Origin of the sequence: Peribacillus sp. Bi96, from assembly GCF_918698115.1 — a bacterium.
Lineage (GTDB): Bacteria > Bacillota > Bacilli > Bacillales > DSM-1321 > Peribacillus.
This window is the reverse complement of record NZ_CAKKLV010000008.1, coordinates 91,442-115,571: the sequence shown is the minus strand read 5'-3', so window position 1 is coordinate 115,571 and position 24,130 is coordinate 91,442. Positions and strand designations below refer to the sequence as shown.

Here is a 24,130-nt window from a genome sequence, read left to right as displayed (position 1 = left end):
CAAAGAAAAAGCTGATTTTATGAAAAATCAGCCTCCAGCTTAAAAGTTTTTAATTTTCTTTGTTGCATAATTTTTAAAACCGAATAAGAAAACAAGACCCATCGCCAATGCAGCCAAAGCAGACATCCATTCTCCTTTCACTAGAAGGACCATGCAAAAGACGATGTCTTCAAATAATAGGAAATAAGAAATAAGCTTAATGACAGCAGACTCTCTCATTTTTGAAGGCAATGGATACAATGAGACCCACACTTTCCATTCATGAACCTTCCAAACCGGCAGCAGTTGCAGGGCTGTCATGAATAGAAACATAAAAATCACGATCAAATGCGCCCATAAGTTAGTGAATACAACTAAAATGACGGACCCAATGATAGTTAAACGAAAACAAAGTCCCACATAATCATTAGATCGCAACAAAGTACGGGCATATAGATAATTATAAGTTGATCTCTCACCATACGGGATAAATGATAAAAGCCAGTCCATCCACTTCCTTCTTGCTACCTTTCCTTTCAAATGGGGAACATCAGTAAACATGTTTGCAATTCGATAAAAGGAATTCATCCGTTTATTCTCCAATTCAACCAGCCGTTCCCACTTCAATACAAAATCTTTAGTTGCACTTCGGTAATACATGTAGAGCCCTATCAATAATAGGATGGTTATCAGAGCAAACAGTATATTCGCCCTTGAACAGATGAAATAGAGCATTACTCCATTAAGGATAAAACGGATGAGTGAGTCCCAATGGCTCACTGATGTATCCTGATATTTCAATACCTGCCATCGCATGGTTAAATTCAAAAATTTCATAACCAGCAATACAATAAGGATGGACCCAAAGTCTTTACCGCTTGCATCCGTAACTTTCGTATACATCGGTAAAAAAGCAATTAATACAACCAGCAGGATAAAGCCTTGCATAACCCAACTTAACAACAGTGAATTTTTGAAATAACTTTTCAATTTCGTTTCAAGCGGTAACAGGAATACGGTATCCGGTTCTTTCAAAAAAGTATTTATCGGGCTTCTGGTTACAATGATTGATAAAACAATGGCCATGATCCATTCAGCCGGAAAATCACTGTCTAACGTTTTCACCCAATCACTGTAATAGTAAGCCAAACCACCAAGAACCAACACCATGACGAAAACAAGATGTCCATTAAAAATATAGCGAAGATATTTTTGCGTTTCATTTATATAGCCTAAATATCTTTCCTTCCAGAGATTTTGACTATTCATGTCCAATTTCTTCTTTCGTCAATTGAATATATAAATCGTCAAGCGTTGCCCCCGGCATGGAAAATTGTTCCCGAAGCTGCTCCAGATTACCCTTTGCGCGGATTTCCCCATTATGCAGGATGATGAAAGAATCACAATACCGCTCGGCTGTTGCCAGTATGTGGGTGGACATTAAAATTCCCGCTCCACTCTCTTTCGTTTTCCTCATCAAATCAAGCAAAGATTGAATGCCTAATGGATCAAGACCTACGAAGGGTTCATCCACGATATATAAAGATGGCTGTACTAAAAAGGCGCACATAATCATGACCTTTTGTTTCATCCCTTTTGAAAAATGGGCCGGAAACCATTTAAGTCTTTTCTCCATATGGAATTCCTTTAACAGAAATTCCATTCTTTCTTTATATGTAGCTTCCGCCAAACCATGCGCCATGGCCGTCAGCTTTAAATGCTCCTCAAGTGTCAGCTCATCATATAAGATCGGCGTCTCTGGAACATAAGTGAATTGTTTACGGTATGTATCCGGGTCCTGTGCAAGTGTTTTACCATGAATCGAGACACTTCCGCTTTTTGGCTCCATGAGTCCGATGATATGTTTAATCGTCGTACTTTTCCCTGCCCCATTGAGCCCGATTAACCCCACTAGCTCATTTGGTTGAATGTCAAAACTTATTCCTTTTAAAACGGGCGTTTTCGTGTATCCGCCGACTAATTGATTAATTTCCAATAAGGACATTTTAACGACCCTTTCTATATAGAGGTTCTTGATTCCATTTTACCAAATTATCCTGCTTTTATATAGTCGGGTGTTCCGTGTTGAAATTTCCATAAATAACTAATTATATTTTTCCCGCTAAGTGGCCATCATAATTAAGGAAGAAGGGGTTAGTCATTACGAGTGATTCACATCATATTGTAAATGAGGTGTCAGTTAAAGACGTATTACACTGAAATACCCAAATGTTTTTTTACAAATGATTCACATCATGTTGTAAATGAGGTGTCAGTTAAAGACGTATTACACTGAAATGCCCAAATGTTTTCTTACAAATGATTCATATCATGTTGTAAATGAGGTGTCAGTTAAAGACGTATTACACTGAAATGCCCAAATGTTTTCTTACAAATGATTCACATCATATTGTAAATGAGGTGTCAGTTAAAGACGTATAACTGAATTAAACCATAAGCTTCATTTAAAAAAATCGTTTCGAGCAGGGAGATGGTTCTCTTGCACGTAAAAGCAGAAAAATCATTCAATAATTATCAATTATGCTTTGAAAGTTGATGAAACTTTAAAGATATAGGAGATGGTTGCTTTGAATGGAAAATCTCTAATCAGATAATAACCATATTTTACTTTAATGTAGATGAGGTGTTTGTCGCAGAGAATTTATGCTAAATACGAATTTTGAAGCTAAATCCCCCTTTTTCAAATGAGCAGGGTGCAACTTAATGTTGCATCCTGTTTTTATGATTTTTTCTTTTCTCAAGGATTCATGCTATGGTACGATTAACCAAATACATTAACTTTTAAAGGAGCGCTTTTAATGAGTGATTGCATTTTTTGCAAAATAATCGATGGGGAAATTCCAAGTACCAAAGTCTTCGAAAATGAACATGTACTGGCTTTTCTCGATATCAGTCAAGTAACAAAAGGCCATACACTGGTTATTCCTAAAGTACATAAAGAAAACCTCTATGAGTTAACACCTGAAATTGCCAAGGATCTATTTGAAGTGGTTCCGGAAATCGCCCGTGCGATGAAACAGGAATTCCAACCTGTAGGCCTGAATCTTTTAAATAATAATGGGGAAGCAGCAGGGCAGTCCGTTTTCCACTTTCATATGCATTTAATTCCGCGGTATGGTGAGGGTGACGGCTTTGGGGCTGTTTGGAAAACAAATGCCCGTGACTATACACCTGATGATCTGAAACAAATCGCTGATTCTATTGCACAGCATATTAAATGACTAAGAATAACTTAAAGGCATTCTTACCCCCTTTTTAAAAGATCGGCAAAATAACGTCTTCTAAAGTTTTGATCCAAAAACATTAATCCTGATTTGGTCCTCACTTCATTGTGCTGGACCTTTTTTAATTTGGCCATATATTCCAACAAGTTATCCACTTAAAATTCTAAATTTTCCTCCTATTGAATTTAGTTTTCTGGTAGGATATATAAATAGACTTTAACACATTGTCGTATAGGAGGAAGAAAATTGAAACGTGCACACAATTTTAACGCTGGGCCAGCCGCCCTTCCCTTAGAAGTTTTACAAAGAGCCCAAAACGAATGGTTGAATATTGAGGATTCCGGTATGTCCGTCATGGAATTAAGCCACCGAAGTGCTGAATTCGAAAAAATTCATAACCATGCCCTTCAATCATTAAGGGACCTTTTGGAAATTCCTGAAAATTATGAAGTTCTTCTACTGCAAGGAGGAGCAAGTCTTCAATTCTCCATGATTCCCATGAACATTTTGAATGATGGAAAAAGGGCAGATTATGTCCTTACTGGTTCTTGGTCGGAAAAAGCATTAAAAGAAGCAAAAAAGGTTGGTAAAACGGAAGTAGTCGCTTCATCCAAAGATGATAAATATACGTTCATACCTAAAGTTGAAGACATCCAAGTGAATGATGATGCTGCGTATCTTCATATCACAAGCAATAATACGATATACGGAACGCAATGGAAGGACTTCCCGAATACAGGCAACGTTCCTTTAGTAGCCGATATGTCAAGTGATATTCTTAGCAAAAAAATTGATGTTAGTAAATTCGGCATCATATATGCAGGTGCACAAAAGAATCTAGGTCCGTCGGGAATCACAGTCGTTATCATCCGTAAAGATTTAATAACGGATAATGAGAAAATCCCATCCATGATGAACTATTCTATCCATTCAAAAAACAACTCTTTATACAACACACCTCCGACATTGGCCATTTACTTATTGTCCCTTGTGTTGGACTGGGCAAAAGAGCAGGGCGGCGTAGATAAGATTGCTAAAAACAACGAAGAAAAAGCAAAAGTCATCTACGATGCCATCGACGGAAGCGGTGGATTTTATAAAGGCCATGCCCTACCAGACAGCCGTTCATTGATGAATGTAACGTTCACGCTTCCATCTGAAGAAGCTGAAGCTCAATTCCTTAAAGAAGTGAAGCAAGCCGGATTCATAGGACTGAACGGTCACCGTTCCATCGGAGGCTGCAGAGCATCCATTTATAATGCAGTCCCTCTATCCCATTGCCAGGACCTTGCCAATTTCATGAAAAAGTTCCAGGAATCTTATAAAGCGAAGGAAGCTCAAACTCTTTAATTTCAAACAAAAATACCTTCAAAAAAAATAGGTCTTATGATATACTATTTTAAACTTCTTGCAACAGGCAATAGTGCATTGTTGAAGAAAAGATGTTAGTTGAGATGAGAATAGGAGAGATGAGTAAATGAAAACGAAAACCCTTGTGTCGCTGTCCCTATTAATCGGGATTGGGGCTGCCCTGCATTTTATCGTTCCTGGATTCTTCCTTGGAATGAAACCGGATATGATGTTGTTAATGCTGTTTTTGGCGATTACACTTTTTCCCGCGAAGAAGAATGTATTCATTGTCGCCTTGGCTGCTGGAGCCATCTCTGCCATGACAACTACATTTCCTGGAGGACAAATCCCAAATATCATAGACAAATTGGTAACAGCCTTTCTGTTTTATCTTTTATTCATCAGTCTTAAGAAGTTTTCAACATCCGTTGTCACCGTTAGTATCTTGACTGCCGTAGGAACAATGATTTCCGGCGCTGTCTTCCTTGGTTCGGCTTATTATATCGTTTCCCTTCCAGGGCCTTTCGTTGCACTTTTCGGCGCTGTTGTACTTCCTGCCGTACTGCTAAATACAGTTGCGATGGTCATCATTTATCCAATTGTGAACGGCATCGTAAAAAAATCGAATATACCTGTTAATGCTTAAGCTAGCTTGAGCATCATATGTAAAAAAGCACCGGATTGCCCGGTGCTTTTTTTTCATTCTTATGGATCTGGGAGTCAGTCAGGATCATCCTATAAGGGTCAGTGAATCAATACCCACATAAACCAAATGAAAAGCAATAACACCCCGGGAAGACCCAAAACGTAAGCTCTGGCCTGGAGCGCCCTCTTAGGCGGATAGATGCTGGGTGTTTTCGCTTTCCTTAAAAAATACCCCATACCGCACAGGCATATCAGGCCTAATAAAAAAATGATTTTCATTATTAACCCACCAGTGCCATCCATGTTCCGACAGCTTGTTTTTACTATCTATATGCTGCCCTTCCCTTTATATGAAGCATTTTTAATAAAGCTTCAAGTTATTTTTAAATATTATATATTTACTATCTAAGTTTAAAAAAATATTTTTGTGATATAAAGATAAAATGGTCGATACTCTTCCATAAGGATGAAAATTATGGTATTTTGTTATCAATAGTATTTCTATCCCTATTTATCATAATTTCCAATTGATGCTTTTTTCAGCAGGGATTTAGACCATATAAAGCGAAAACAATACTATAAAATGAGGTGATCCTATTGAAAGCAAAATCATTACTAATTGGCTTTTTAACTGGAACAGTCGTAGCCGGTGCAGCAACCTTACTTTCTACACCAAGTTCAGGTAAAGACTTAAGGACTCGCATCAAAACAAATACGGAAGAAATTAAGAATACCATTGAAGAGTTAAAGGTAAAAATGCTAAATATTAAAGATGACACGATGGAAGCTACACAAATAAGCAAAGAAACGGTAAAGACTTTCATTTCGGATGTTCAGATCGTCATCGAGAACTGGAAGCAGGAAATCGAACCGAACAAGAACGAATTATTGAAGAACGTTCAAGAAATCGAAAATTCATTAAAAGAATTGGAAACAGCCATCCCTTCTCCTAAAAATTAAAGCTTGATATCGTAACACAAGCCAGATTCTCCATTTTTCCCAATTAATTACATGCTTTAATGGACAAAAATGGAGAATTAATTAAAAAAGCTAAAATTTTCTAAAAATTTTGCAAATATTTATCTTTATTAATTTTTATTTTATTGTCATAATAAATGTACAGAATCTTATAAGTAGGTGAGCCCATAAAATGCAGAATAAAAATTATTCTATGAAAGAAGCAATGATTTTTAGTCAACGAATTGCACAATTAAGCAAAGCATTATGGAAATCGATTGAAAAAGATTGGCAGCAATGGATTAAGCCTTATGATTTAAATATCAATGAGCACCATATTCTTTGGATTGCCTACCATCTTAATGGCTCTTCCATTTCAGACGTTGCAAAATTTGGGGTCATGCATGTTTCTACGGCATTTAACTTTTCAAAAAAATTAGAAGAACGCGGGTTTTTAACATTTTCAAAGAAAGAAAATGACAAAAGGAATACGTATATAGAAATCACCCCTGAAGGTGAAAGAATTCTTCTTGATTTAATGGAAACATACGACCCAAGTAAGAACTCTGCTTTCTCAGGTGCCCTTCCCCTTCGCGAGCTTTACGGTAAGTTTCCGGATATGATTGAAATGATGGCTGTCATCCGTAATATATACGGTGAAGATTTCATGCAAATCTTTGAACGGTCATTCGATAATATTGATCAGGAGTTTACTGATGTGGAGGGTAAAATTACAAAAAAAAAGATAGAGAAAGAAACTGAGCCAGTTTAATCTCACACTCTATCCATTTCCTTCATGAATGATACATATAAACCTTGTGATAGGCATGCATCAATGCATTCCTTTATGGTTATTTTTGGATTAACCTTTCTTTCAAATTGATTAAAAAGCGGTCGAAAGTTCATGTACCCTTCCGCTTTTTCTATTTCATAGCGTTTGCTCAAGATATCACATGTTTCCAATAATTCTTCCGCTTCCTTCTTCGTGAAATTTTTTTCCACAAAAAGAAAGTCCAACTTGGCTTCCGGATTGCGTATCAGGTTTAATAAAAGCCGCTGATGAAAACGGAGTATTTCTATTTCTTCATTCATATTTCTCATATATCATTAATCCCCAATCAATCATTCAAATTTAACTTAAAAGGTTTAAAACCATTGGAAATCCCTGCTAAAAAAATCCGCCTATTCTGTAGTTCGAAAACCCGGTCTTATGCACCTTAAGCCTTCTTCCGTCCTGAAGTGAATATTCTCTTATAACTAAATCCAATAATTCTATTGCTATTTCCCCCCATTCATCGTAATGTATGTATGTAAATTCAACAGTCTTTGGAGGGCTGATTTCGAAATGAATTCGTGGAAAACAATTGACCTGGCAAAACAATATGGGAATGGCCGCCTGATCCTTTTTTCAGTTTTTACAATATTGATGTCTTTTGTTCTGATCTATACAATATTAAGTTTCTTTACATCCCATATTGTTTTGTATGACGACCAAACAATGGTATTTTTTAGCCTTTTTCTTTTATTATATCCTGTTCACAAACTATTACACTATTTACCCTTACGATTATTATGTAAAAAAGTAAAAACTTCTTGGTCCTTGAAGTGGAACCTTATACTTACATGCAAAGTTAATGTGAATCATCCGATTCGAAAGCACCTATATCTCTTGACCCTTGTGTTACCTTTCTTCATTATGTCTGTTATTTTAATTGGTTGTGCCCTTAGTTTTCCACATTACATTCATTATTTCACTATTTTATTATCCCTGCATACCGGATTATGTGTATCGGATTTCATTTATATAAAAAACCTGGTTGGATCCCCAGGACATTCTTATATCGAAGAACATCGAGAAGGGTATGACATACTTATTCAAAAGTGATTTCATAACCATCCATAAAGATTCCTGATAAGATTTTTTGGTATCTTTTTTCATTATAATTTGGTATCGTATTTATACATGATGTTTTGCAAGGAGGGATTTAGGCTTTGATCTCGTTCTGGTTTATTATTTTTGCTATTTTGATCTTTTATAATATTAATAGAATGACAAACTCTTTATGTATTCAAAAGGAAATTGCTGAAGACCGGCAGCCTAAAGTATTCAGGACCATTAATGTATTAATTACGATTATGTTATTATCCTCCTATATTGAAATTTTGTATACGTAGAGATGAGCAACAAATGACGACAAATCATTTGTTACATACATTGGTGATATCCGGAGCATTATCCACATAAAGAAAAAGGGCGAAGCGGTCTGCTTCGCCTTTTGTTTATGAGTTTATAACCAAGAAGCTCCAATTATTATTAACAGGATGAAAAGAACGACAATTAGAGCAAAGCCTCCACCTATTCCTCCAGACATTGATCTTCCTCCTTTCCATTCTTAAGTACCAGCAATTTCATGCGCACTCTTATATCCGCCAAAAGGAATCCATTCCTTTCATAGCTTGATAAACATTTCAATCATTTTCTGTTGAGCGTCTACCCTATCCTATTCAACTCCACGGCAAAAGGAGTGGGCACTTTCACTATTAATTTTGCAATCGATTAGCAAAATGCTGATCCTACAATTATTAATAAAATGAATAACACCACTAACAAAGCGAAACCTCCATTAAATCCATTACTCATTCTGCTACCTCCTTTTGATGTCCTCGATGTATCATATGTAAACGTTTATTATCTGGGTAGGCGTACACCCATTTTTCAAAAATTCTTATTGATACATCAATATATTATTTTTTGTAAAGTAACCAGAATATGTTATAGTTAATTTTGTGGAATTACAAAGAATAGTAAATCAGAAACTTAAAACTAGGAGTTGTTTTTAATGAAGAAATGGGCATTATCGATTGCTGTTACTGCAGGGCTGATCGGACTTACAGCATGCAACAGCGACAAGGAAGCAGTCGTGGAAACTAAAGCGGGAGATATATCTAAAGAAGAGTTCTACAATGTCATGAAAGACCGTTATGGTGAAACCGTTCTTCAAGAACTTGTTTATGAAAAAGTTCTTTCCGAAAAATATACAGTATCGGATAAAGAAGTTAACGCTAAAGCGGACGAGCTTAAAGAACAAATGGGTGAAAATTTTGAAACGGCCCTAGCCTCTTCCGGATATAAGAGCGAAGATGATCTTAAACGTGCACTTAAAATCGGTATGCTTCAAGAAAAAGCAGCTGTTGCTGATATTACTGTAAAAGAAGCTGATGTGAAGAAAGCTTATGAAGACTATAAACCACAAATCAAAGCGAGACATATTCTTGTAAAAGACCAAAAAACGGCTGATGAAGTTAAAGCTAAATTGGACAAAGGCGAAGACTTCGCTAAACTTGCAAAAGAATATTCAACAGACACAGGAACAGCTGAAAAAGGCGGAGAGCTAGGCTGGTTCGGTCAAGGTGAAATGGTTCCTGCCTTTGAAGAACAAGCATACAAAATGAAGAAAGATGAAATCAGCAAACCGGTTAAATCCGATTATGGCTACCACATCATCCAACTTGAAGATATAAAAGAAAAAAAATCATACAAAGATATGAAAAAAGATCTTGAATATGATTTGAAAGTCGCTCAAATTGACCAAACTAAAGTTCAAGATATTTTGAATGCAGAAGTTAAAAAAGCGGACGTGAAGATTAAAGATAAAGATCTAAAAGATGCCATTACTTCTGGTGATGCAACTAAAGCAGAAAAATAATTCGATAGTAAAAAGCGACAGGACTTTGTCCTGTCGCTTTTTTTCATCATTCAGCTAAGCTCCCTGATTTATATCCTTCTTACGCCTCTCACGCTCTTCTTCCATACGTTCAATATACTTCTGACCTTCCTTCTCGATCCAAGCATCATCTATGAGACGTTCCTGCCTAGCTGTCCAAATTGACATGACTGCACTGACAATTATTCCAATAAACACGAACCAAATCCAAATTGGCATGTCCATTCCCTCCCAAAAAATCTACTATTCATTTACTAGAGAATATGCGAGAATAAAAAAAATATGCTTCTTTCCACGACGGGAAAGAAGCATATTTTTTTAAAATGTTGGTTTATAGAATGACCGGTTATCGAGTGCGAAGACTCTTTCCGTAAATTCACCCGGTTTCACCTTTTCCAAGGCCCGGTCCATCATATTTATCTTGGCATCCATGTTATCAATATAATGCAATACTTCAGCTTCCCTCACCATTGGCGGCTTGGGACTGCCCCATTCAGCTTTGCCATGATGGCTTAATATCAAGTGCTTAAGGATCATGATTTCTTCGGCTTCTATCCCCAATTCCTCTGCAGCTTTACCGACTTCATTTACCATGATGGTGATATGACCTAACAGGTTCCCTTCCACGGTATAAACAGTCGATACAGGTCCAGATAGCTCATGTACCTTCCCAAGGTCATGCAGAATGACCCCCGCATACAAAAGATCTCTATTGAGCGAAGGATAGAGGCTTGAAATGGCCTTAGCCAGCCCCAGCATCGATACCACGTGATAGGCGAGTCCCGACAAATACTCATGGTGGTTCTTGGTGGCAGCAGGAAACGTCAGGAATTCATTCTGATATTTCTTAATAAGGTGTCTAGTCACTCTTTGGATATTCGGATTCCTCATTTCAAAAATGAATTGAGTGATCGTTTCCATCATTTCTTCCTGACTTAAAGGTGCCGTTTGAATCAAATCCGCTTTTGTGACGCCATCAGCATCTGAAGTGATTCTAATATTACGGATTTTCAATTGGCTGCGCCCTCGATAATTTTGGACTTCCCCTTGAACTTTCACCGTGGCTTCAGAGCTGTAGGTCTTCTCATCTGCTTCGGAAACATCCCATAGCTTTGCCTCGATTTCCCCGGTTTTATCACACAAAATCAATGTTAAAAACGGCTTTCCATTACTTGCAACCGCTTTTGTACTCGTTTTAATATACATATATATATCTACTACTTCACCAATTCCGTAGTGAATGATCCCATTTCCCATGCGACTGCCTCCGTTCAATTAAATATCAACATTATAACATATCAACCCGGCCAGTGCGTTTAGTTTCGTTAATAAGTGATAGACAATTTGAAGGAAAAAAAGCCTGGGCGGCTGCCACTTTTTTCACACCACAAGAAAGCCAGCCTTGAACCCAAGCCTGGCTTTGTAATCGATATTATTCAACAGTTCTTGTTCGGACAATACGCGCATTTTCCCTGGCCCTCAATCCGGTAATATAAACAGCATGTCACCCGTTTATAAGGATTCATGGACTCTTCGACAGTTTTTTCCCCAATGAATCGTTTAAATGGTGAATGCTTTTCAATATTCAGCCATACTTCATCTTCAAGCAACTTTACAATGTCCGTTTCAACACGTGTCTTTATATCAGTCTGCTTCAGTAGCTCACTATACATCCATACCGTATAGCTCCAGATCGTTTCCCATAGTACAAGTTTTGATATTCTAGTCGTTTTAGAAAGCGGGTGAATCGCTTCCGCACCAAACCTGCTTAATATGGACTGGAGGGCAATAGAGCTTTCCTTTTCTTGAACATCGCTCCACTTGTTAGTTTTCAACAAAAAATGCGGCAGCCAATGTTCATCTTCGGGATCATCCAAAACGGCAATGTCCCCTAATGTGCCCTCCCAGATGAGCCGGTGTTTACTGACCATGTACAATTGTGCCGTAACAAAAAAAGCATATCGCCTGAACCACATTGAAATGGCTATTCTTGTCGTTTCCGCCCCTGTCCGTGCCTGGGCATACTGAATCAGCTCATCTAGATGATCAAAGGTCTTGGAAGCTTTGGCTTCATCTCGTAAGGATATGCGATATCCCTGCAGCTCTTTTTCGATAGTAGGTGTGAGGTTATGCATTGGCGAGCGCTTTTACCTGCCTGTGAGCGAAACGGCCTTTACCAAACGGGATGCACATCGGGCTGCCGAAAATCGGATCAAAGGAAATTTGACATTCCATGCCGAAGACATGCTTTACCAATCCAGGCGTGATGATATCCTCCGGCCGGCCTTGAGCGTGTATCGCTCCTTCTTTAAGTGCCACCAGATTATCCGCATAACGGCAAGCCAAATTCAAATCATGAAGCACCATCACGATCGTTCGGTTCTCCAACTCATTCAAGTCGAACAATAAATCCAAAATCTCGATTTGATGGGTCATATCGAGATATGTAGTCGGTTCATCCAACAAAATGATGTCCGTGTCTTGAGCCAGTGTCATCGCTATCCATGCACGCTGCTTCTGGCCTCCCGATAATTCATCGACTGCCCGATCCTTCAATTCGGACAGGTTCGTTGCTTCGATTGCCTTTTGAACTTTCTCTTCATCCACGGAACTCCACTGTTTCAACCAACTTTGGTAAGGATATCTTCCTTGCTTCACAAGTTGATAGACTGTAAGTCCTTCAGGAGCAATCGGCGATTGTGGAAGAATCGCCATCTTTCTTGCTACATCCTTCGATGACATGGTTGAAATCGCTTTGCCTTCAAGTAAAACTGAGCCGGATTGCGGTTTTAATAAGCGGGCAACCGACCTAAGCAATGTTGATTTCCCACATCCATTTGCACCGATGAATACGGTGATTTCCCCACGTGGTATTTCTATATTCATATCATTTATAATTAATTTATCACCATAACCGAGCGATAGAGACTGAGTGTTAATAGCTGGTCGCATTAATATACTCCCCTTATTAATCTAATAATACCAGTTTAATGAAAATGATTCTCACTGTCAATCTAAAAAAAGAGTATAAACCATAAACTCCGTGTCATCCTAGGTAAACATTCATGTGTAAAAAAGATTAGACCCTCATTTCAGATCATTCATTTTGCACAACTTCCAAATGGCCGTTTCATTCTTTCATGCTCCTACATAGAGACATTCTCCTGTCGGAACCACCGAACGGTTTCATTTAGCGAATAAAGAAAAGCCCTCCATTCGGAGAGCATTTTAACCGACCAACAGGCGATTTGTACAATGTGCAAGGGATTCATCTCTAATGAAGGTAAATAAATCCTGATCGATATAAGGGATTAATCCTTCGGCGATGTTCCAGGCATTGACTTCTATTTGATAAAGGATTTCTGATTTTCCCGTACTGTATAGCTCCTTACTCAGTACGGCAAGATCCGGGTCCAACGCATGACCCATTTCATGTGTGAGGATGATCCATGTATATTCCTCAAGCCTTTCAAGCGAGCCAAGAGAGCGTTCACACTGTATTTCGATATCTCTCTTATATAAAGTGATCGTATGTCCTTCGGCAGAATACTTTCCCCCCACACACCGTTTATCAGGGAACTCCTTTTCGATGATTAACATTAATGAAGAATCATGTTGGCTTACAAACTCAGCCATATTCACTGACTTCACTCTCTTTTATTTATAGTTTATTTCCCATTATATTTCGGGGATGATCAAATCATTCATATTTTGGCGCAACACGGAACTGGATAGACGAATTATTTGGTTTTCCCTAAAATGCTCCAATACATGCCGATGACAAGTAAAAAAGAAAATTTGTCGCTTTTCCGAAACTTTTTTCAATAACTCAAGCATCCGTTTTGTCCTTTCTGCATCAAAATTGACGAAACTATCATCAATGATGAGAGGGAATGAATCTTTTTCAAAAGTATGATCAGCAAGTGCGAGCCTTAGGGACACATAAATTTGCTCTGCTGTCCCGCGGCTGACCTCTTCAGCCCTAAAGTTCAAGCCGTCTCTACGCTGTACCCAAATCCCATCACCCGACTGATCAAGGATGATCTTTTGGTAGCACCCTTTCGTTAAAAAGGAAAAATGCCGCTCAGCATCAGCGATAACCTTCGGAAGTCGTTCCCTTTTATATCCGTCCAAGGTTTTATTCAATAAGCTTTTGGCTATTGCCAATTTCGCCCATTCCTTCGCTTCTTCGTTGAATGCCGCTTTTTCTTCATAAAAACGATGAAGTAAGTCGTCATAAATTCCTGAAGCTTCAAGCTGCTTTATCCTTTGCTTCGTTTCAGACTGTTTCTCTAATAAAAGTGATTTAGAATTTACGGAATCCTTCCGTTTCCTTTCTAAATGTTCAAATGTATATGTAGTGATTCCCTGCTTTAGGTAAGTTTGAATTTGCTCATGTTCCATTCTTGATTGCCCTATTTGAACATTGATCAAATCAAGTTGTTTTTGCAAAGAGACTTTCCTCTCGGACAAAACTGCGTTATGTCTGAACTCTTCCTCACCCTTTACCTTCGCTAACTCAAAAAGCTGCTCCATTTCTGCATCAAGATAGTCTTTTTCCATCGTCAACTGCTCGATTTCGTTTACCAAACGGTCCCGTTCCTTCATCCATTGTGTAAGTTGAACGGAGAACTCCACCGCTTTGTTCATTTCCCGTTTTAAAAGGGCTATTGCTTCCCTCCATGTGGATGGCTCAAAATCAAGGCTGTGGGCAAAATGAAATAAAGCCTTCACTTTACCTTCAAACTCTGCATGTAAAAATTGGTACTGCTTGATTGTTTCATATTTTCTTTCAACGGCTTCCTTCCATTTCTCCAGCAGTTCCAATACAGATTCAAGATTGATTTCCACTCCGGGATAAGACATGCCCCAACCGCTTAAGATGTTGCTCACCTCTTTATCAAGCCGATCCCTGCCAGCTTCCCAAGATGCGTATTCCTGGATGGTCGATTCGAATGCTTCCTCTCGTTCTTTGTATTTGAATCTCTCATTCTCAAGCTGCCTTTGAAGACGGTGGTCCAGCTCAAGCAACTGTCCCATCGACTCTTCTTCACTCTCTCTTTTTGCTTCACTCGCAATTACAGCCCTTTTCTTTTTTGCCTCATCCAATTGCTTACTATACCCGGACAATATATCATCACCTTTGAAGAAAGACTTGGAAACCGCAAACAGAACAGCCACTGCCAGAAGTATCATTCCCAATAGTATTTGTTCACTGAAATAGCTTTTGATCGCACCTAAACATAGTAATACGATAAAACCGCCATTCATGAAAAGTGAACGTTTTCGGTTATGCGCTTCCTTCTTTTTCTGTAATGACAATTGTTTTTCAAGTTCGAGTATTTGTTCATCAAGGATGATGCTTTTGGCTGCTTCAAGTTCGATGTTTTGTTGCTTGTTGAATAAAGATTCCAGCTTGCTTCTTTTTTCTTCTGGCATTATCTGGGCCTTAATCTCCTTCAAGCGGGCTTCCGTCGTTTCCAAGCTTCCCTTTTGCAGTCCATATTTCTCATCAAGCTGTTTTTTAACATTTTGGAGATGATGCTTTTCTCTCTCTGCCCTTTTGACCTTTTCCTTCATGAATGTACTGATATCGAGTTTTCTTATTTCATCATCAGATACATCCAAGAATAATTCCTGTTTCACCTTTTCGATATTCTTTTCTTCCATCAGCCTTTCATGTTTTGCTTTGCGCATATCCAGCTCAAGCTTCTCCAGCAGTGTTCCTTGATCGACCGCATGCTCAATTTGCTCTTTATGTTCCTTGATGAAATGATTGATTCCGATTTCGGCAAGATTCCCTTCAAGTTTGGCCATTTTCTCCGTCAATGCAGCTAAATGGGCTTTCATGGGCACTCCAACTGCCTGAAGCTGTTCAAGCCTTTTTAAACCATCAACAGGAAAACTTACATCCTTGATTTTACTTATTTCGGTTTCAAGTTCGTCCTTTTCTTCAACCAACGGTTTTATTCGTAAAAAAGTACTCATGGTAACAAGGTTTTCTTCAATTTCTTGAATATCTTCCGTGATGTCAGCGAGCTCCTCCTTCATTTTTGTCTCTTCCTGAAGTAATGCCGTATATGACTGCTGTTCTTCTTCTGATGCTTTTACCTTTTTCTGCAATTCCCTAAGTTCTTTTATCCTCACATTCAGTAGAGGTTTTTGGCCTGATGGCTTGAACCTTAAATCCAGCTCTTTTTGCAATTTCGTTTCGGCTTCAAGAAGTTTATCGTTCCCGATCAGCCCGGCTGAAAGCAGATATTTACTCATCGTTCCTTCACTTAGTGTATGTAACCCCTGCAAGCCTTGAAGATTGAAAGAAAAAATGGCTTGGTAATAGTTTTTATCAACGCCATGGAGAATATCATTCAGCTCGTCCTCGCCGCCAACCCTTCCATCTTCGAAAGTCACTTTTACATCCCCAGTCGCTTTCCCCTTCACTCGTTCAATAACGATTTCCCCATCCTTTTTTGTTATGAGACTAAGCCTTCCCCCATATTTGGCATGCATTTTAGGCTCATAACGCGGTTCGTTTTGAACCTTTGTCGGAAAACCAAATAGAATACTATGAATGAAGGACATGATGGTGGACTTGCCTGATTCATTTTCGCCAAAGAAAATCTGCAGCTGCCCCAATTCAGGAAAACGCTGATTTTCCAGTTTACCATAACCATAAACATGGAGGTCTTTAATAATCAAATCTCTTCCTCCTATCTGTACCTATTTATTCGGTTCAAACACATGCAAAAGCCAGCTTTCCGCTTCATCCAAAAGCTCCCTCTGCTCATCAAACTCTATGGCATCAAGATATCTTCTTGCACCTGGGAGATTATAAAGCGGGGCCAGAGCAGCCTCTGTATCATCAAATTCAGAAGCCAGCATGGATACCTCAGCCATAAATGGCGATAACCTTTCATTTGTCCTGATCATAGTCACGGACTGGATGACTTTGATTTTATAGACCCAGACAAACGATTCACCTTGCTCTTCTTCCTGTAAAATCCGGGTCAATTCCTCAAGATATTCCCCGTAAGCGTCGGCTGCTCCTCCAACATCCAACTTCACTTCCAAAAGATAGCTTCTTCCATCGAAACCCTTTTGCTCAATTACTTCCCTGCATTGCTTGAACAGGGCATCAAATCCTCCATCAGCTGATGGTTTAATCGTTACACTATCCCATATCACCTCAGAGGTTTCAATAAAGGAATGGCGCTTCGTGTCACCGTCGAGTTCGACCAGCAGGCAACCTTTTACGCCAGACTCCTTGCGGTTCCTGCCTTGTATATTTCCTGAGTAAATCACAAGCGGATCTTCTGAAACAACCTGATGCTTATGAATATGGCCTAATGCCCAGTAATCGAAATCTTTAGCCGCAAGTTCCTTCAGGGAAAAAGGGGAGTATGGGCTATGTTCGGAATTGCCTTCCAAATTCCCATGAAGCAGACCAATATGATAATCCGCCCCTTCAGCTTTTATGTAGGTTTCAATCATTCTCTCCCTTACATGACGGCGTGGATAACTGAAACCATAAAGGTGGACAGTCGTTCCATCCGTTTTTTCGAACAATTTCACTTCCGTTTGCCCAGAAAAAACGTAAACATTATCCGGTAGCTTTACAGTAATCCATGAGCCGCTGAGATGATCATGATTTCCATGAATGATATAGGCAGGGATTTGATGTTGCTCGAGTTTTTCCATTTCGGTTCGAAAACGGACTTGTGTCCGGAGACTCCGATTTTCCCCATCAAACAGATCCCCCGACAGGACGATAAAGTCAACTCGATGGTAAATTGCTTCATTAATGATTTTTTGGAAGGCTTTAAATGGGCTTTCCCTTAATTCCTTCAATATAGCTAATGGCAAATCCTTCAACCCTGAAAAGGGAGTATCCAAATGGAGATCCGCCGCATGAATGAACTTCACTTTACTCAAAAGTAACACCTCGATTTCTATCAACAATTCACTTTTAATTTTAACATGAACAGAACATACTTTCCCATATATTATTACTTTAATACATATCAAGGGACCAGATAATCCAGTATGGGCAAATTCAACCGAAAAAAGACCGAATGGCGTACACTTTGTGCTGTACACGGCATTCGGCCCCTTCCAATATTAGTTGAAAATATCCATACTTAAGTAGCGTTCACCGTTATCCGGCGCAATGCATAACACTCGCTTTCCACTTCCAAGACGACGGGCTTCCTGCAGGGCAGTCCAAACCGAGGCACCGCCTGAAGGCCCAATGAATATCCCTTCTTTCGAAGCCATATCCTTCATGGTAGAAATGGCGTCTTCATCAGCCGCTTGAACGATTTCATCAAATACGTTTGTATTTAAAATGCTTGGGATAAAACCAGGGCTCGTACCCACTAACTTATGAGGACCAGGCTTTCCGCCTGAAAGTACAGGAGAACCCTTAGGCTCGACAACGACAACCCTTAAATCAGGCAGCTGTTCTTTTAATGCTTCACCTGTACCAGTTATCGTTCCGCCCGTCCCTGCAGTTGCGACAAACACATCTAGCTTTCCATCCATCTGATCCATAATCTCGACGGCAGTCGTCACTCTGTGAATATCAGGGTTGGCTTTGTTTTCAAATTGCTGCGGAATAAAGCTATTAGGAATCTCTGCAGCGAGTTCCTCTGCTTTACGAATGGCTCCAGGCATCCGCTCCGATGCAGGGGTTAGCACAACTTCCGCTCCATATGCTTTTAGTATATTGATTCTTTCTTTTGACATATTATCTGGCATGACCATAATGGCCCGATACCCCTTTGCGGCAGCATTCATTGCAAGCCCTATACCTGTATTTCCAGAGGTTGGCTCTATGATAGTCGCCCCGGATTGAATGATTCCATCCAATTCAGCCTGCCTGATCAAGTTGAAGGCAGCCCGATCTTTTACGCTTCGGCTTGGATTGAAATATTCAAGCTTCACAAATACCTCCGCGTCATTCTTCCCCGTTAAATGATTAATTCTTACAACAGGTGTATCTCCTATCAATTCCGTAATATTATTCACGATCTTTACCGTCATTCAAAAAACTCCCTTCGTTCCTACACTTCCTGGATGCACTTTTACTCTAGTTTATTATATCATTTATGATTTTTCATTTTAAAGAGAGAATTCCTCTAGTATAAATAGGTTTTGTATTCATTCTTTCCAAACTTAAAGGAAAAAACTATGAAGTTTGTTCGGTATAGTCATTTTTCACCATTTTTCGAAATATTCAGCCACTTATCTATATTTCCAGTGTTACTACATTTCCCTCACATAACAATAGTCAAAATTGACAGATAATGATAAAATTTTTATAACAGTTCCTGTATTTAGAGAAAAGACAGTATATTATTGATGAGGGAGTTTTGGAAATGAGCAGAATATACAAATTAACCGTTTTTGAACCGTCAGGGGAAAAACTATTGGATGAATCATTTACAGCCGAGAATGATGAACAAGCAAAAGAATTAGGTCAAAATCTTTTGAATGAAAAAAACTACCAAGATTTAACCCATCGCTGTACATCTCCTGCAGGAGCGCTATTGCTTTTTCATCGCTGACCGAAGATGGAAGCGTAATCATTTTAAAGAAAGGCCGTCACAAAAACGTGACGGCCTACGGTTTTTTTATGGGTTGTACAATTTGGCCGTTGATTTCCGCTACAGGCACTCGCTTTCCGCGGGCGGTCCGGTGTGCTCCTCGGCTAACGCCTGCGGGGTCTCCCTTGGACGCGCTTTTCCCGCCGGAGTCTCGCACACCCGTTCCAATCAACTTTGTTATAACATTTAGCTAGAAACCATATCTGAGGAGTTGAAGGTGTTGCTTTGGGTCAGTTGGTTCGGGAACATCATTTGATGAATGATACGTTTTCCGAACCCCTTTTTTGCTACATACTGAGGTCATCACTAGGGAAATGACGGTCTTTCTCATTCATTTCCCGATGAAGTTCGGTTTTCTTTTTTCCATGAAAGCCTTTATTCCTTCTTGGTGATCCGCTGTTTGACGCATTTTCATTTGAGCAGCTTTTTCAATCTCAAGCATTTTAATTAATAATGGCCGATTTTTTTCACTAAGGATTTTTTTTGTTTTGATCATAGCTTGGACCGGGCTTTCCAGCCACGTTTGTACTTTTCTCTCTACCGTCTGTTCCAAAGTTCCGTCTGCCACTTCATGAACGAGACCCTTTTCTTTGGCTTCGAGCGCTGTAAGGACTTTACCTTCCCAGATTAACTCCTTTGCACCTACTTCACCAAGTCGACGCTCAAGGAAGAAGTGTCCCCCGCCATCAGGAATTAATCCAATTCCGATAAAATTCATCGCAACCTTACTTTCCGAATCTGCGATGAGATGATCAGTTGCAAGAGCTATACTCAGGCCAAGCCCCGCTGCTGCACCATGAATGGCGCTTATGGTCAATTTAGGCATGAAATAGAGAGTGGTAACCAATTCACTGATTCCATCCATCAGATCATCGAAAGCGTTTTCTTTTTCAGATGTGAGCATCATCTTAATATCTCCACCCGCGGAAAATGCCTTCCCGTTCCCTTTTAAAATGACTACGTCCACTTCTTCATTTTCACTTACTTCTTTAAGGGCAGAAGTTAAATCATGCAGCATTTGCGGATTTAGTGCATTCATGGCCTCTGGCCGGTTCATTGCAACAGTAGCCGTCCGTTCCGAATATGTGACTAATACAGTACCTGCAGATGATGTTGGTTCAATACTCAATTTATTTCCTCCTCTTACGCTCTATGAATGTATTATATATTTTTTCATTGTTTTCAGAATAGGGTGAAAAGTTATAATTAAATATATATACCCTATTATTTTTTGATATATTTATCCTGAAGCTGTTCTCGCAAAGCCCTTTTCAAGAACTTCCCAACACCCGTTTTCGGAATATCATCCAAAAAGGCCACTTCATCAGGCAGCCACCATTTCGCAAACTGTGGCTTTAAAAATTCGATGATGTCTTCTTGGGACACTTGCCCCTTATATGCTTCCTTCAAAACTACACAGGCAATCGGTCGTTCCTGCCATTTTTCATGAGGCACTGCAATGACTGCAGCTTCAAAGATACCTTCATGGGCCATTAATGCATTCTCTATATCTACGGAAGAAATCCACTCGCCGCCGCTTTTAATCAAGTCCTTAGTCCGGTCGACGATTTTCACGAATCCTTCCTCATCTATCGTGACAACATCCCCGGTATAAAGCCAGCCATCTTTAAATGTATCCTCGGACCGTTCATCTTTAAAATACTCATTCGCTATCCAAGGACCCCTTATAAGCAATTCGCCCATTTCTTTTCCATCAGGTTTTACTTCGCCATCCTGACCAATCACTTTAATCTCAATCATTGGCGAGACAAGGCCTTGCTTGGCCTTCAACTCATAAAGTTCTTCTTCGGGGAGGTCTTCCTGATAGCTTTTTGGTTTGGAAACAAAGACGAGCGGACTTGTTTCAGTCATTCCATAGGCATGCACTAAAGGTCACTATTACATAAAACAAACAGGAGATGGTAAACTGTATGAAAAGGCTACAAGACATACTAGGAGTGAAAGATACAATGACTAAGGATAATGACTGTAAAGATGTTGCTATCTATCTCAGGCTCTCAAGGGAAAAAAGCAATGTAGGAGAGAATGAGGACAGCCTTATTAACCATAGGGAAGAGCTTATCAGGTTAGCTGAGAAGAACATATATAATTATACCATATATGAGGAAATTGCTTCCAGTATGGATAAACAGAGAGAGCAGTACAATAAGATGCTCAGAAACCTCAGAGCAGGTCTACATTGTAAGGTACTTGTTATGGATGAGGACAGGCTAACTAGGTCACTTGAGGAAAAGCTGAGGCTTTATAGGGAGCTAGGCAGATTAGGAATCCTTGTACAGACTCCTAGAGAGATTATTGACCCAATGGACAGCAATCAAAAGATAATGACTGTTATGAAAGGTCTCTTTAGTGAAATGGAATATGAAAGCATCTCCAAAAGACAAATAGAGGTAAAGTTACAAATAGCAAAAAGAGGAGGATACTCAGGTAAAGTCCCTCTAGGATATGGAAAAGACAAAGCTACAAAAAAGCTCTACATTATAGAAATTGAGGCTAAGATTGTTACTGAGATATTTGACCTCTTTTTACAAGGATACTCTACTCAGAATATAGCTATACAGTTTAATAAGAAAGGATACAAAACAAAAGAGGGAAATATGTTTAGGAGTAATGCTATTCACAGGTTACTTAATCAGAGAGCTTACTTAGGGGAGACAACCTATACAAGTCATAAGTTAGGGGAAACTGTCCATATGAATGATACCCATGAGCCTATTGTCAGTTATGAGCTGTTTGCTCAAGCTCAAGACTTATTACAGGATAAAAATACAGGCTCTCATGTAAGGTACAGGGATGAGCTGAGGTCTCCTCTACAAAAGCTAGTAAGGTGTTCCTCCTGTGGCTCTATCCTCTATGTACAGCCTACATGGGGTAGAGATAAAGAGGGAAATAGGACAAAGCCTTATCTACATTTAAGAGGCTGTAAAAACTACAGAGGAGAGTTTCTAGATACTCCCTGTGGTACAAAAGGATATACCCTAAGAAAGATGATGCCTGATGTAATAGCAAAACTAAATCAGCATAAAGAGGAGCTAGAGCAGGACTTACAGGAGGCTATCAGCCTTAACTCCTCAGGATATAAGGAAAAGCTACAAAAGAGACAGACTGAGATTAGAGCAGATATTAAGAAAAAGCAAGTACAGGACAAAAGGCTGTTAGACCTGTACCTAGATGGAGACCTTTCTAAAGCTAAGTACAATGACAAAAAGAATGAGATAAGTGAGCAGGTCTCTACTCTGATGTTAGAGACTGAGGATATAGAAAGACAGGTACAGAATTTAGATACTAATGCTCATACAAAGAGGATACAGGAGCTAATACACTTAATAGACCAGTTTGAGGATATGGACATAGAGGCTCAGCATAGACTGCTAAAGACTTTACTAATCAGTATTGAAATGACCTACACTAAGGAAATGAAAAAGCCTATCTTTGTATACAATTGGAGGCTGTAACAAAAAAGAGGAGCTAGACTGTAATTAGTCTGCTCCTTTTTACATGGCTAATAATAGCTCTGCCATTCTTTTAGTGTTAGGCTTTCCTTTATGAATAATGAGGCAACCTGTCTCCAAGCTAGAGTATGCCTGAGTAACATTCCCCTTTTCAATCTGCTGTAAAAGTTGCTGATATGATACCTCACAAAATACATTTTTCTTTTTTGTGCTATTAGTACCTTTCTTAGTCACCCTCTGCCATCTCCCCATAAGTTATGAAACTACCTCTTGAAACTTCCTTACACTCTGTATTTAGCAGGGGGAGTAAAACTGTGACAGGCTGTGACAGAAAGGCATAAAAAAAGAGCAGGGATGTTACTCCCCACTCAGTAAGTTACTATTTAATTGTCCTCTTTAACTTGAAATTGCTCAGCCATCTCCTCATAAAACTCCTCTAAAATATCATCAAATAAGTCTACCTCTCCCTCTACAATTTTCCTCAAGTTATTAGCTGTTAAATCAAATAGCTGACAAAGCATCTCTGTATCTGTATCAAAAAGATAGTAACCTGCTAACAATGCTTTTACCTCAGGTGCTGATAATTCTAAAAATCTACTATGATAATACTCCATTTAGTCCTCATCCTATTCTGTTAGTTTCTCTACCTCTATTATTTAGCTGATACTATGTAAACTGTGACAAATAGGCATAAAAAAAGGAGGAGACAGCACTAAGCCATCTCCTAAGTTTTTACTATTTAAACTGCTTGAAAATACAAAGATACTCCAGAAATGTCATTAGCATTTACTGTATTTGTATTCATTATTTGGACTCCCACATATGGAGCTTTTACCCTTGTAGTAATTGCTGAGGGAATAGTAGTAAAATCAATATCCTCCCAAGCATCATTATTTACTGCATCAATGCTCCAAAACAATCTAACTTTGTAGCCATACATGCTCCCACCATTTAACAAATTAAGCTGAGTAAAGCCCTCAGACTCAATATAGTCATGCCATTGAGTTCCTGATGGAGCTAACTGTATCTCCTCTGCAATCCTCTCAGTCTTTGTTAATACAGCATCAATTGCCACTGATGTTCCATAAGAATCTGTAGTATCAATCTTTCTTTCATATCCCATCTTTTCCTCATCCTTTTCTTAGTTAGTT

At 39.1% G+C, this 24,130-nt stretch carries 27 protein-coding genes and 1 pseudogene; 10 read left to right on the top strand and 18 right to left on the bottom strand.

The window, feature by feature from the left end:
- Positions 1–39: 39 nt before the first annotated feature.
- Together LQ203_RS12405 and LQ203_RS12400 are read right to left on the bottom strand one after the other, a co-directional pair.
- Entirely contained in the window at positions 40–1,248 is a 1,209-nt protein-coding gene (locus tag LQ203_RS12405; RefSeq protein WP_230158596.1) for an ABC transporter permease, read from the bottom strand.
- Entirely contained in the window at positions 1,241–1,984 is a 744-nt protein-coding gene (locus LQ203_RS12400; protein WP_230158594.1) for an ABC transporter ATP-binding protein, read from the bottom strand. The genes LQ203_RS12405 and LQ203_RS12400 overlap by 8 nt, the downstream gene beginning before the upstream one ends.
- An 814-nt stretch (positions 1,985–2,798) precedes the next feature.
- Between LQ203_RS12400 and LQ203_RS12395 the strand changes: the two genes are divergently transcribed.
- From LQ203_RS12395 to LQ203_RS12375, 5 genes are all read left to right on the top strand, one after another.
- Positions 2,799–3,221, top strand: a complete 423-nt coding sequence (locus tag LQ203_RS12395) for an HIT family protein (RefSeq protein WP_230158592.1) — start codon at positions 2,799–2,801, stop codon at positions 3,219–3,221.
- Between the two features lie 249 nt (positions 3,222–3,470).
- The gene (serC, locus tag LQ203_RS12390; protein WP_230158585.1) at positions 3,471–4,574 is read left to right on the top strand and encodes a 3-phosphoserine/phosphohydroxythreonine transaminase; all 1,104 of its coding nucleotides are present in this window, start codon (positions 3,471–3,473) and stop codon (positions 4,572–4,574) included.
- Between the two features lie 127 nt (positions 4,575–4,701).
- Positions 4,702–5,220 carry a tryptophan transporter gene (locus tag LQ203_RS12385; RefSeq protein ID WP_230158583.1) on the top strand — a complete coding sequence of 173 codons (519 nt, stop codon included), beginning with the start codon at positions 4,702–4,704 and terminating at the stop codon, positions 5,218–5,220.
- Between the two features lie 596 nt (positions 5,221–5,816).
- Positions 5,817–6,179, top strand: a complete 363-nt coding sequence (locus LQ203_RS12380; protein WP_230158575.1) for a YtxH domain-containing protein — start codon at positions 5,817–5,819, stop codon at positions 6,177–6,179.
- A 190-nt stretch (positions 6,180–6,369) separates the two neighbouring features.
- Entirely contained in the window at positions 6,370–6,948 is a 579-nt protein-coding gene (locus LQ203_RS12375; protein WP_230158572.1) for an HTH-type transcriptional regulator Hpr, read from the top strand.
- A 2-nt stretch (positions 6,949–6,950) separates the two neighbouring features.
- On the opposite strand, the gene LQ203_RS12370 is transcribed toward LQ203_RS12375, so the two are convergent.
- The gene (locus tag LQ203_RS12370) at positions 6,951–7,277 is read right to left on the bottom strand and encodes a DUF1878 family protein (protein WP_230158570.1); all 327 of its coding nucleotides are present in this window, start codon (positions 7,275–7,277) and stop codon (positions 6,951–6,953) included.
- 199 nt (positions 7,278–7,476) lie between these two features.
- Between LQ203_RS12370 and LQ203_RS27665 the strand changes: the two genes are divergently transcribed.
- Positions 7,477–8,061 carry a DUF3267 domain-containing protein gene (locus LQ203_RS27665; RefSeq protein ID WP_356714382.1) on the top strand — a complete coding sequence of 195 codons (585 nt, stop codon included), beginning with the start codon at positions 7,477–7,479 and terminating at the stop codon, positions 8,059–8,061.
- Between the two features lie 107 nt (positions 8,062–8,168).
- A complete protein-coding gene (locus LQ203_RS12365; RefSeq protein ID WP_134782895.1) occupies positions 8,169–8,351 on the top strand; it encodes a hypothetical protein in 183 nt (60 codons plus the stop codon).
- A gap of 113 nt (positions 8,352–8,464) precedes the next feature.
- On the opposite strand, the gene LQ203_RS12360 is transcribed toward LQ203_RS12365, so the two are convergent.
- Both LQ203_RS12360 and LQ203_RS12355 read right to left on the bottom strand, forming a co-directional pair.
- Positions 8,465–8,548, bottom strand: a complete 84-nt coding sequence (locus tag LQ203_RS12360) for a YjcZ family sporulation protein (RefSeq protein ID WP_061462016.1) — start codon at positions 8,546–8,548, stop codon at positions 8,465–8,467.
- Positions 8,549–8,733: 185 nt separating this feature from the next.
- A complete protein-coding gene (locus tag LQ203_RS12355) occupies positions 8,734–8,817 on the bottom strand; it encodes a YjcZ family sporulation protein (RefSeq protein ID WP_230158741.1) in 84 nt (27 codons plus the stop codon).
- Positions 8,818–9,016: 199 nt separating this feature from the next.
- Between LQ203_RS12355 and LQ203_RS12350 the strand changes: the two genes are divergently transcribed.
- Positions 9,017–9,883, top strand: coding sequence for a peptidylprolyl isomerase (locus LQ203_RS12350; protein WP_230158563.1), 867 nt, complete (start codon positions 9,017–9,019; stop codon positions 9,881–9,883).
- A 54-nt stretch (positions 9,884–9,937) separates the two neighbouring features.
- On the opposite strand, the gene LQ203_RS12345 is transcribed toward LQ203_RS12350, so the two are convergent.
- The 8 genes from LQ203_RS12345 to cysK form a co-directional block, all read right to left on the bottom strand.
- Positions 9,938–10,126 carry a sporulation YhaL family protein gene (locus tag LQ203_RS12345; protein ID WP_048677962.1) on the bottom strand — a complete coding sequence of 63 codons (189 nt, stop codon included), beginning with the start codon at positions 10,124–10,126 and terminating at the stop codon, positions 9,938–9,940.
- A 93-nt stretch (positions 10,127–10,219) separates the two neighbouring features.
- Positions 10,220–11,158, bottom strand: a complete 939-nt coding sequence (gene yhaM / locus LQ203_RS12340) for a 3'-5' exoribonuclease YhaM (RefSeq protein WP_230158554.1) — start codon at positions 11,156–11,158, stop codon at positions 10,220–10,222.
- 179 nt (positions 11,159–11,337) lie between these two features.
- Positions 11,338–12,036, bottom strand: coding sequence for a (2Fe-2S)-binding protein (locus tag LQ203_RS12335; protein ID WP_230158552.1), 699 nt, complete (start codon positions 12,034–12,036; stop codon positions 11,338–11,340).
- On the bottom strand, positions 12,029–12,853 hold the full coding sequence (locus LQ203_RS12330; RefSeq protein WP_230158550.1) for an ABC transporter ATP-binding protein: 825 nt from the start codon (positions 12,851–12,853) through the stop codon (positions 12,029–12,031). Before LQ203_RS12330 ends, LQ203_RS12335 begins: the two co-directional genes overlap by 8 nt.
- A 276-nt stretch (positions 12,854–13,129) precedes the next feature.
- A complete protein-coding gene (locus LQ203_RS12325) occupies positions 13,130–13,537 on the bottom strand; it encodes a hypothetical protein (RefSeq protein ID WP_230158549.1) in 408 nt (135 codons plus the stop codon).
- Positions 13,538–13,579: 42 nt separating this feature from the next.
- Entirely contained in the window at positions 13,580–16,600 is a 3,021-nt protein-coding gene (locus LQ203_RS12320) for an AAA family ATPase (RefSeq protein ID WP_230158547.1), read from the bottom strand.
- A 21-nt stretch (positions 16,601–16,621) separates the two neighbouring features.
- Positions 16,622–17,998, bottom strand: a complete 1,377-nt coding sequence (locus LQ203_RS12315; RefSeq protein WP_230158545.1) for a DNA repair exonuclease — start codon at positions 17,996–17,998, stop codon at positions 16,622–16,624.
- 21 nt (positions 17,999–18,019) lie between these two features.
- Complete coding sequence (cysK, locus tag LQ203_RS12310) at positions 18,020–18,943, bottom strand: cysteine synthase A (protein ID WP_230158537.1); 924 nt, start codon at positions 18,941–18,943, stop codon at positions 18,020–18,022.
- Positions 18,944–19,278: 335 nt separating this feature from the next.
- Here cysK and LQ203_RS12305 point away from each other — a divergent pair, with 335 nt between their 5' ends.
- Positions 19,279–19,467 carry a YhzD family protein gene (locus LQ203_RS12305; RefSeq protein ID WP_230158535.1) on the top strand — a complete coding sequence of 63 codons (189 nt, stop codon included), beginning with the start codon at positions 19,279–19,281 and terminating at the stop codon, positions 19,465–19,467.
- 370 nt (positions 19,468–19,837) lie between these two features.
- On the opposite strand, the gene LQ203_RS12300 is transcribed toward LQ203_RS12305, so the two are convergent.
- Positions 19,838–20,635, bottom strand: coding sequence for an enoyl-CoA hydratase (locus LQ203_RS12300; RefSeq protein ID WP_230158533.1), 798 nt, complete (start codon positions 20,633–20,635; stop codon positions 19,838–19,840).
- 95 nt (positions 20,636–20,730) lie between these two features.
- Positions 20,731–21,399, bottom strand: a pseudogene (locus LQ203_RS12295) (AMP-binding protein); the annotation flags it as partial.
- Positions 21,400–21,437: 38 nt separating this feature from the next.
- Between LQ203_RS12295 and LQ203_RS12290 the strand changes: the two are divergent.
- The gene (locus LQ203_RS12290; RefSeq protein WP_230158531.1) at positions 21,438–22,982 is read left to right on the top strand and encodes a recombinase family protein; all 1,545 of its coding nucleotides are present in this window, start codon (positions 21,438–21,440) and stop codon (positions 22,980–22,982) included.
- Between the two features lie 39 nt (positions 22,983–23,021).
- Here the strand turns inward: LQ203_RS12290 and LQ203_RS12285 are convergent, their stop codons facing one another.
- The 3 genes from LQ203_RS12285 to LQ203_RS12275 form a co-directional block, all read right to left on the bottom strand.
- Complete coding sequence (locus tag LQ203_RS12285; protein WP_230158529.1) at positions 23,022–23,213, bottom strand: hypothetical protein; 192 nt, start codon at positions 23,211–23,213, stop codon at positions 23,022–23,024.
- 149 nt (positions 23,214–23,362) lie between these two features.
- Positions 23,363–23,593 (bottom strand): hypothetical protein, encoded by a 231-nt coding sequence (locus LQ203_RS12280; RefSeq protein WP_230158528.1) that lies wholly within the window; start codon positions 23,591–23,593, stop codon positions 23,363–23,365.
- Between the two features lie 125 nt (positions 23,594–23,718).
- On the bottom strand, positions 23,719–24,102 hold the full coding sequence (locus LQ203_RS12275) for a hypothetical protein (protein WP_230158526.1): 384 nt from the start codon (positions 24,100–24,102) through the stop codon (positions 23,719–23,721).
- Positions 24,103–24,130: the final 28 nt, after the last annotated feature.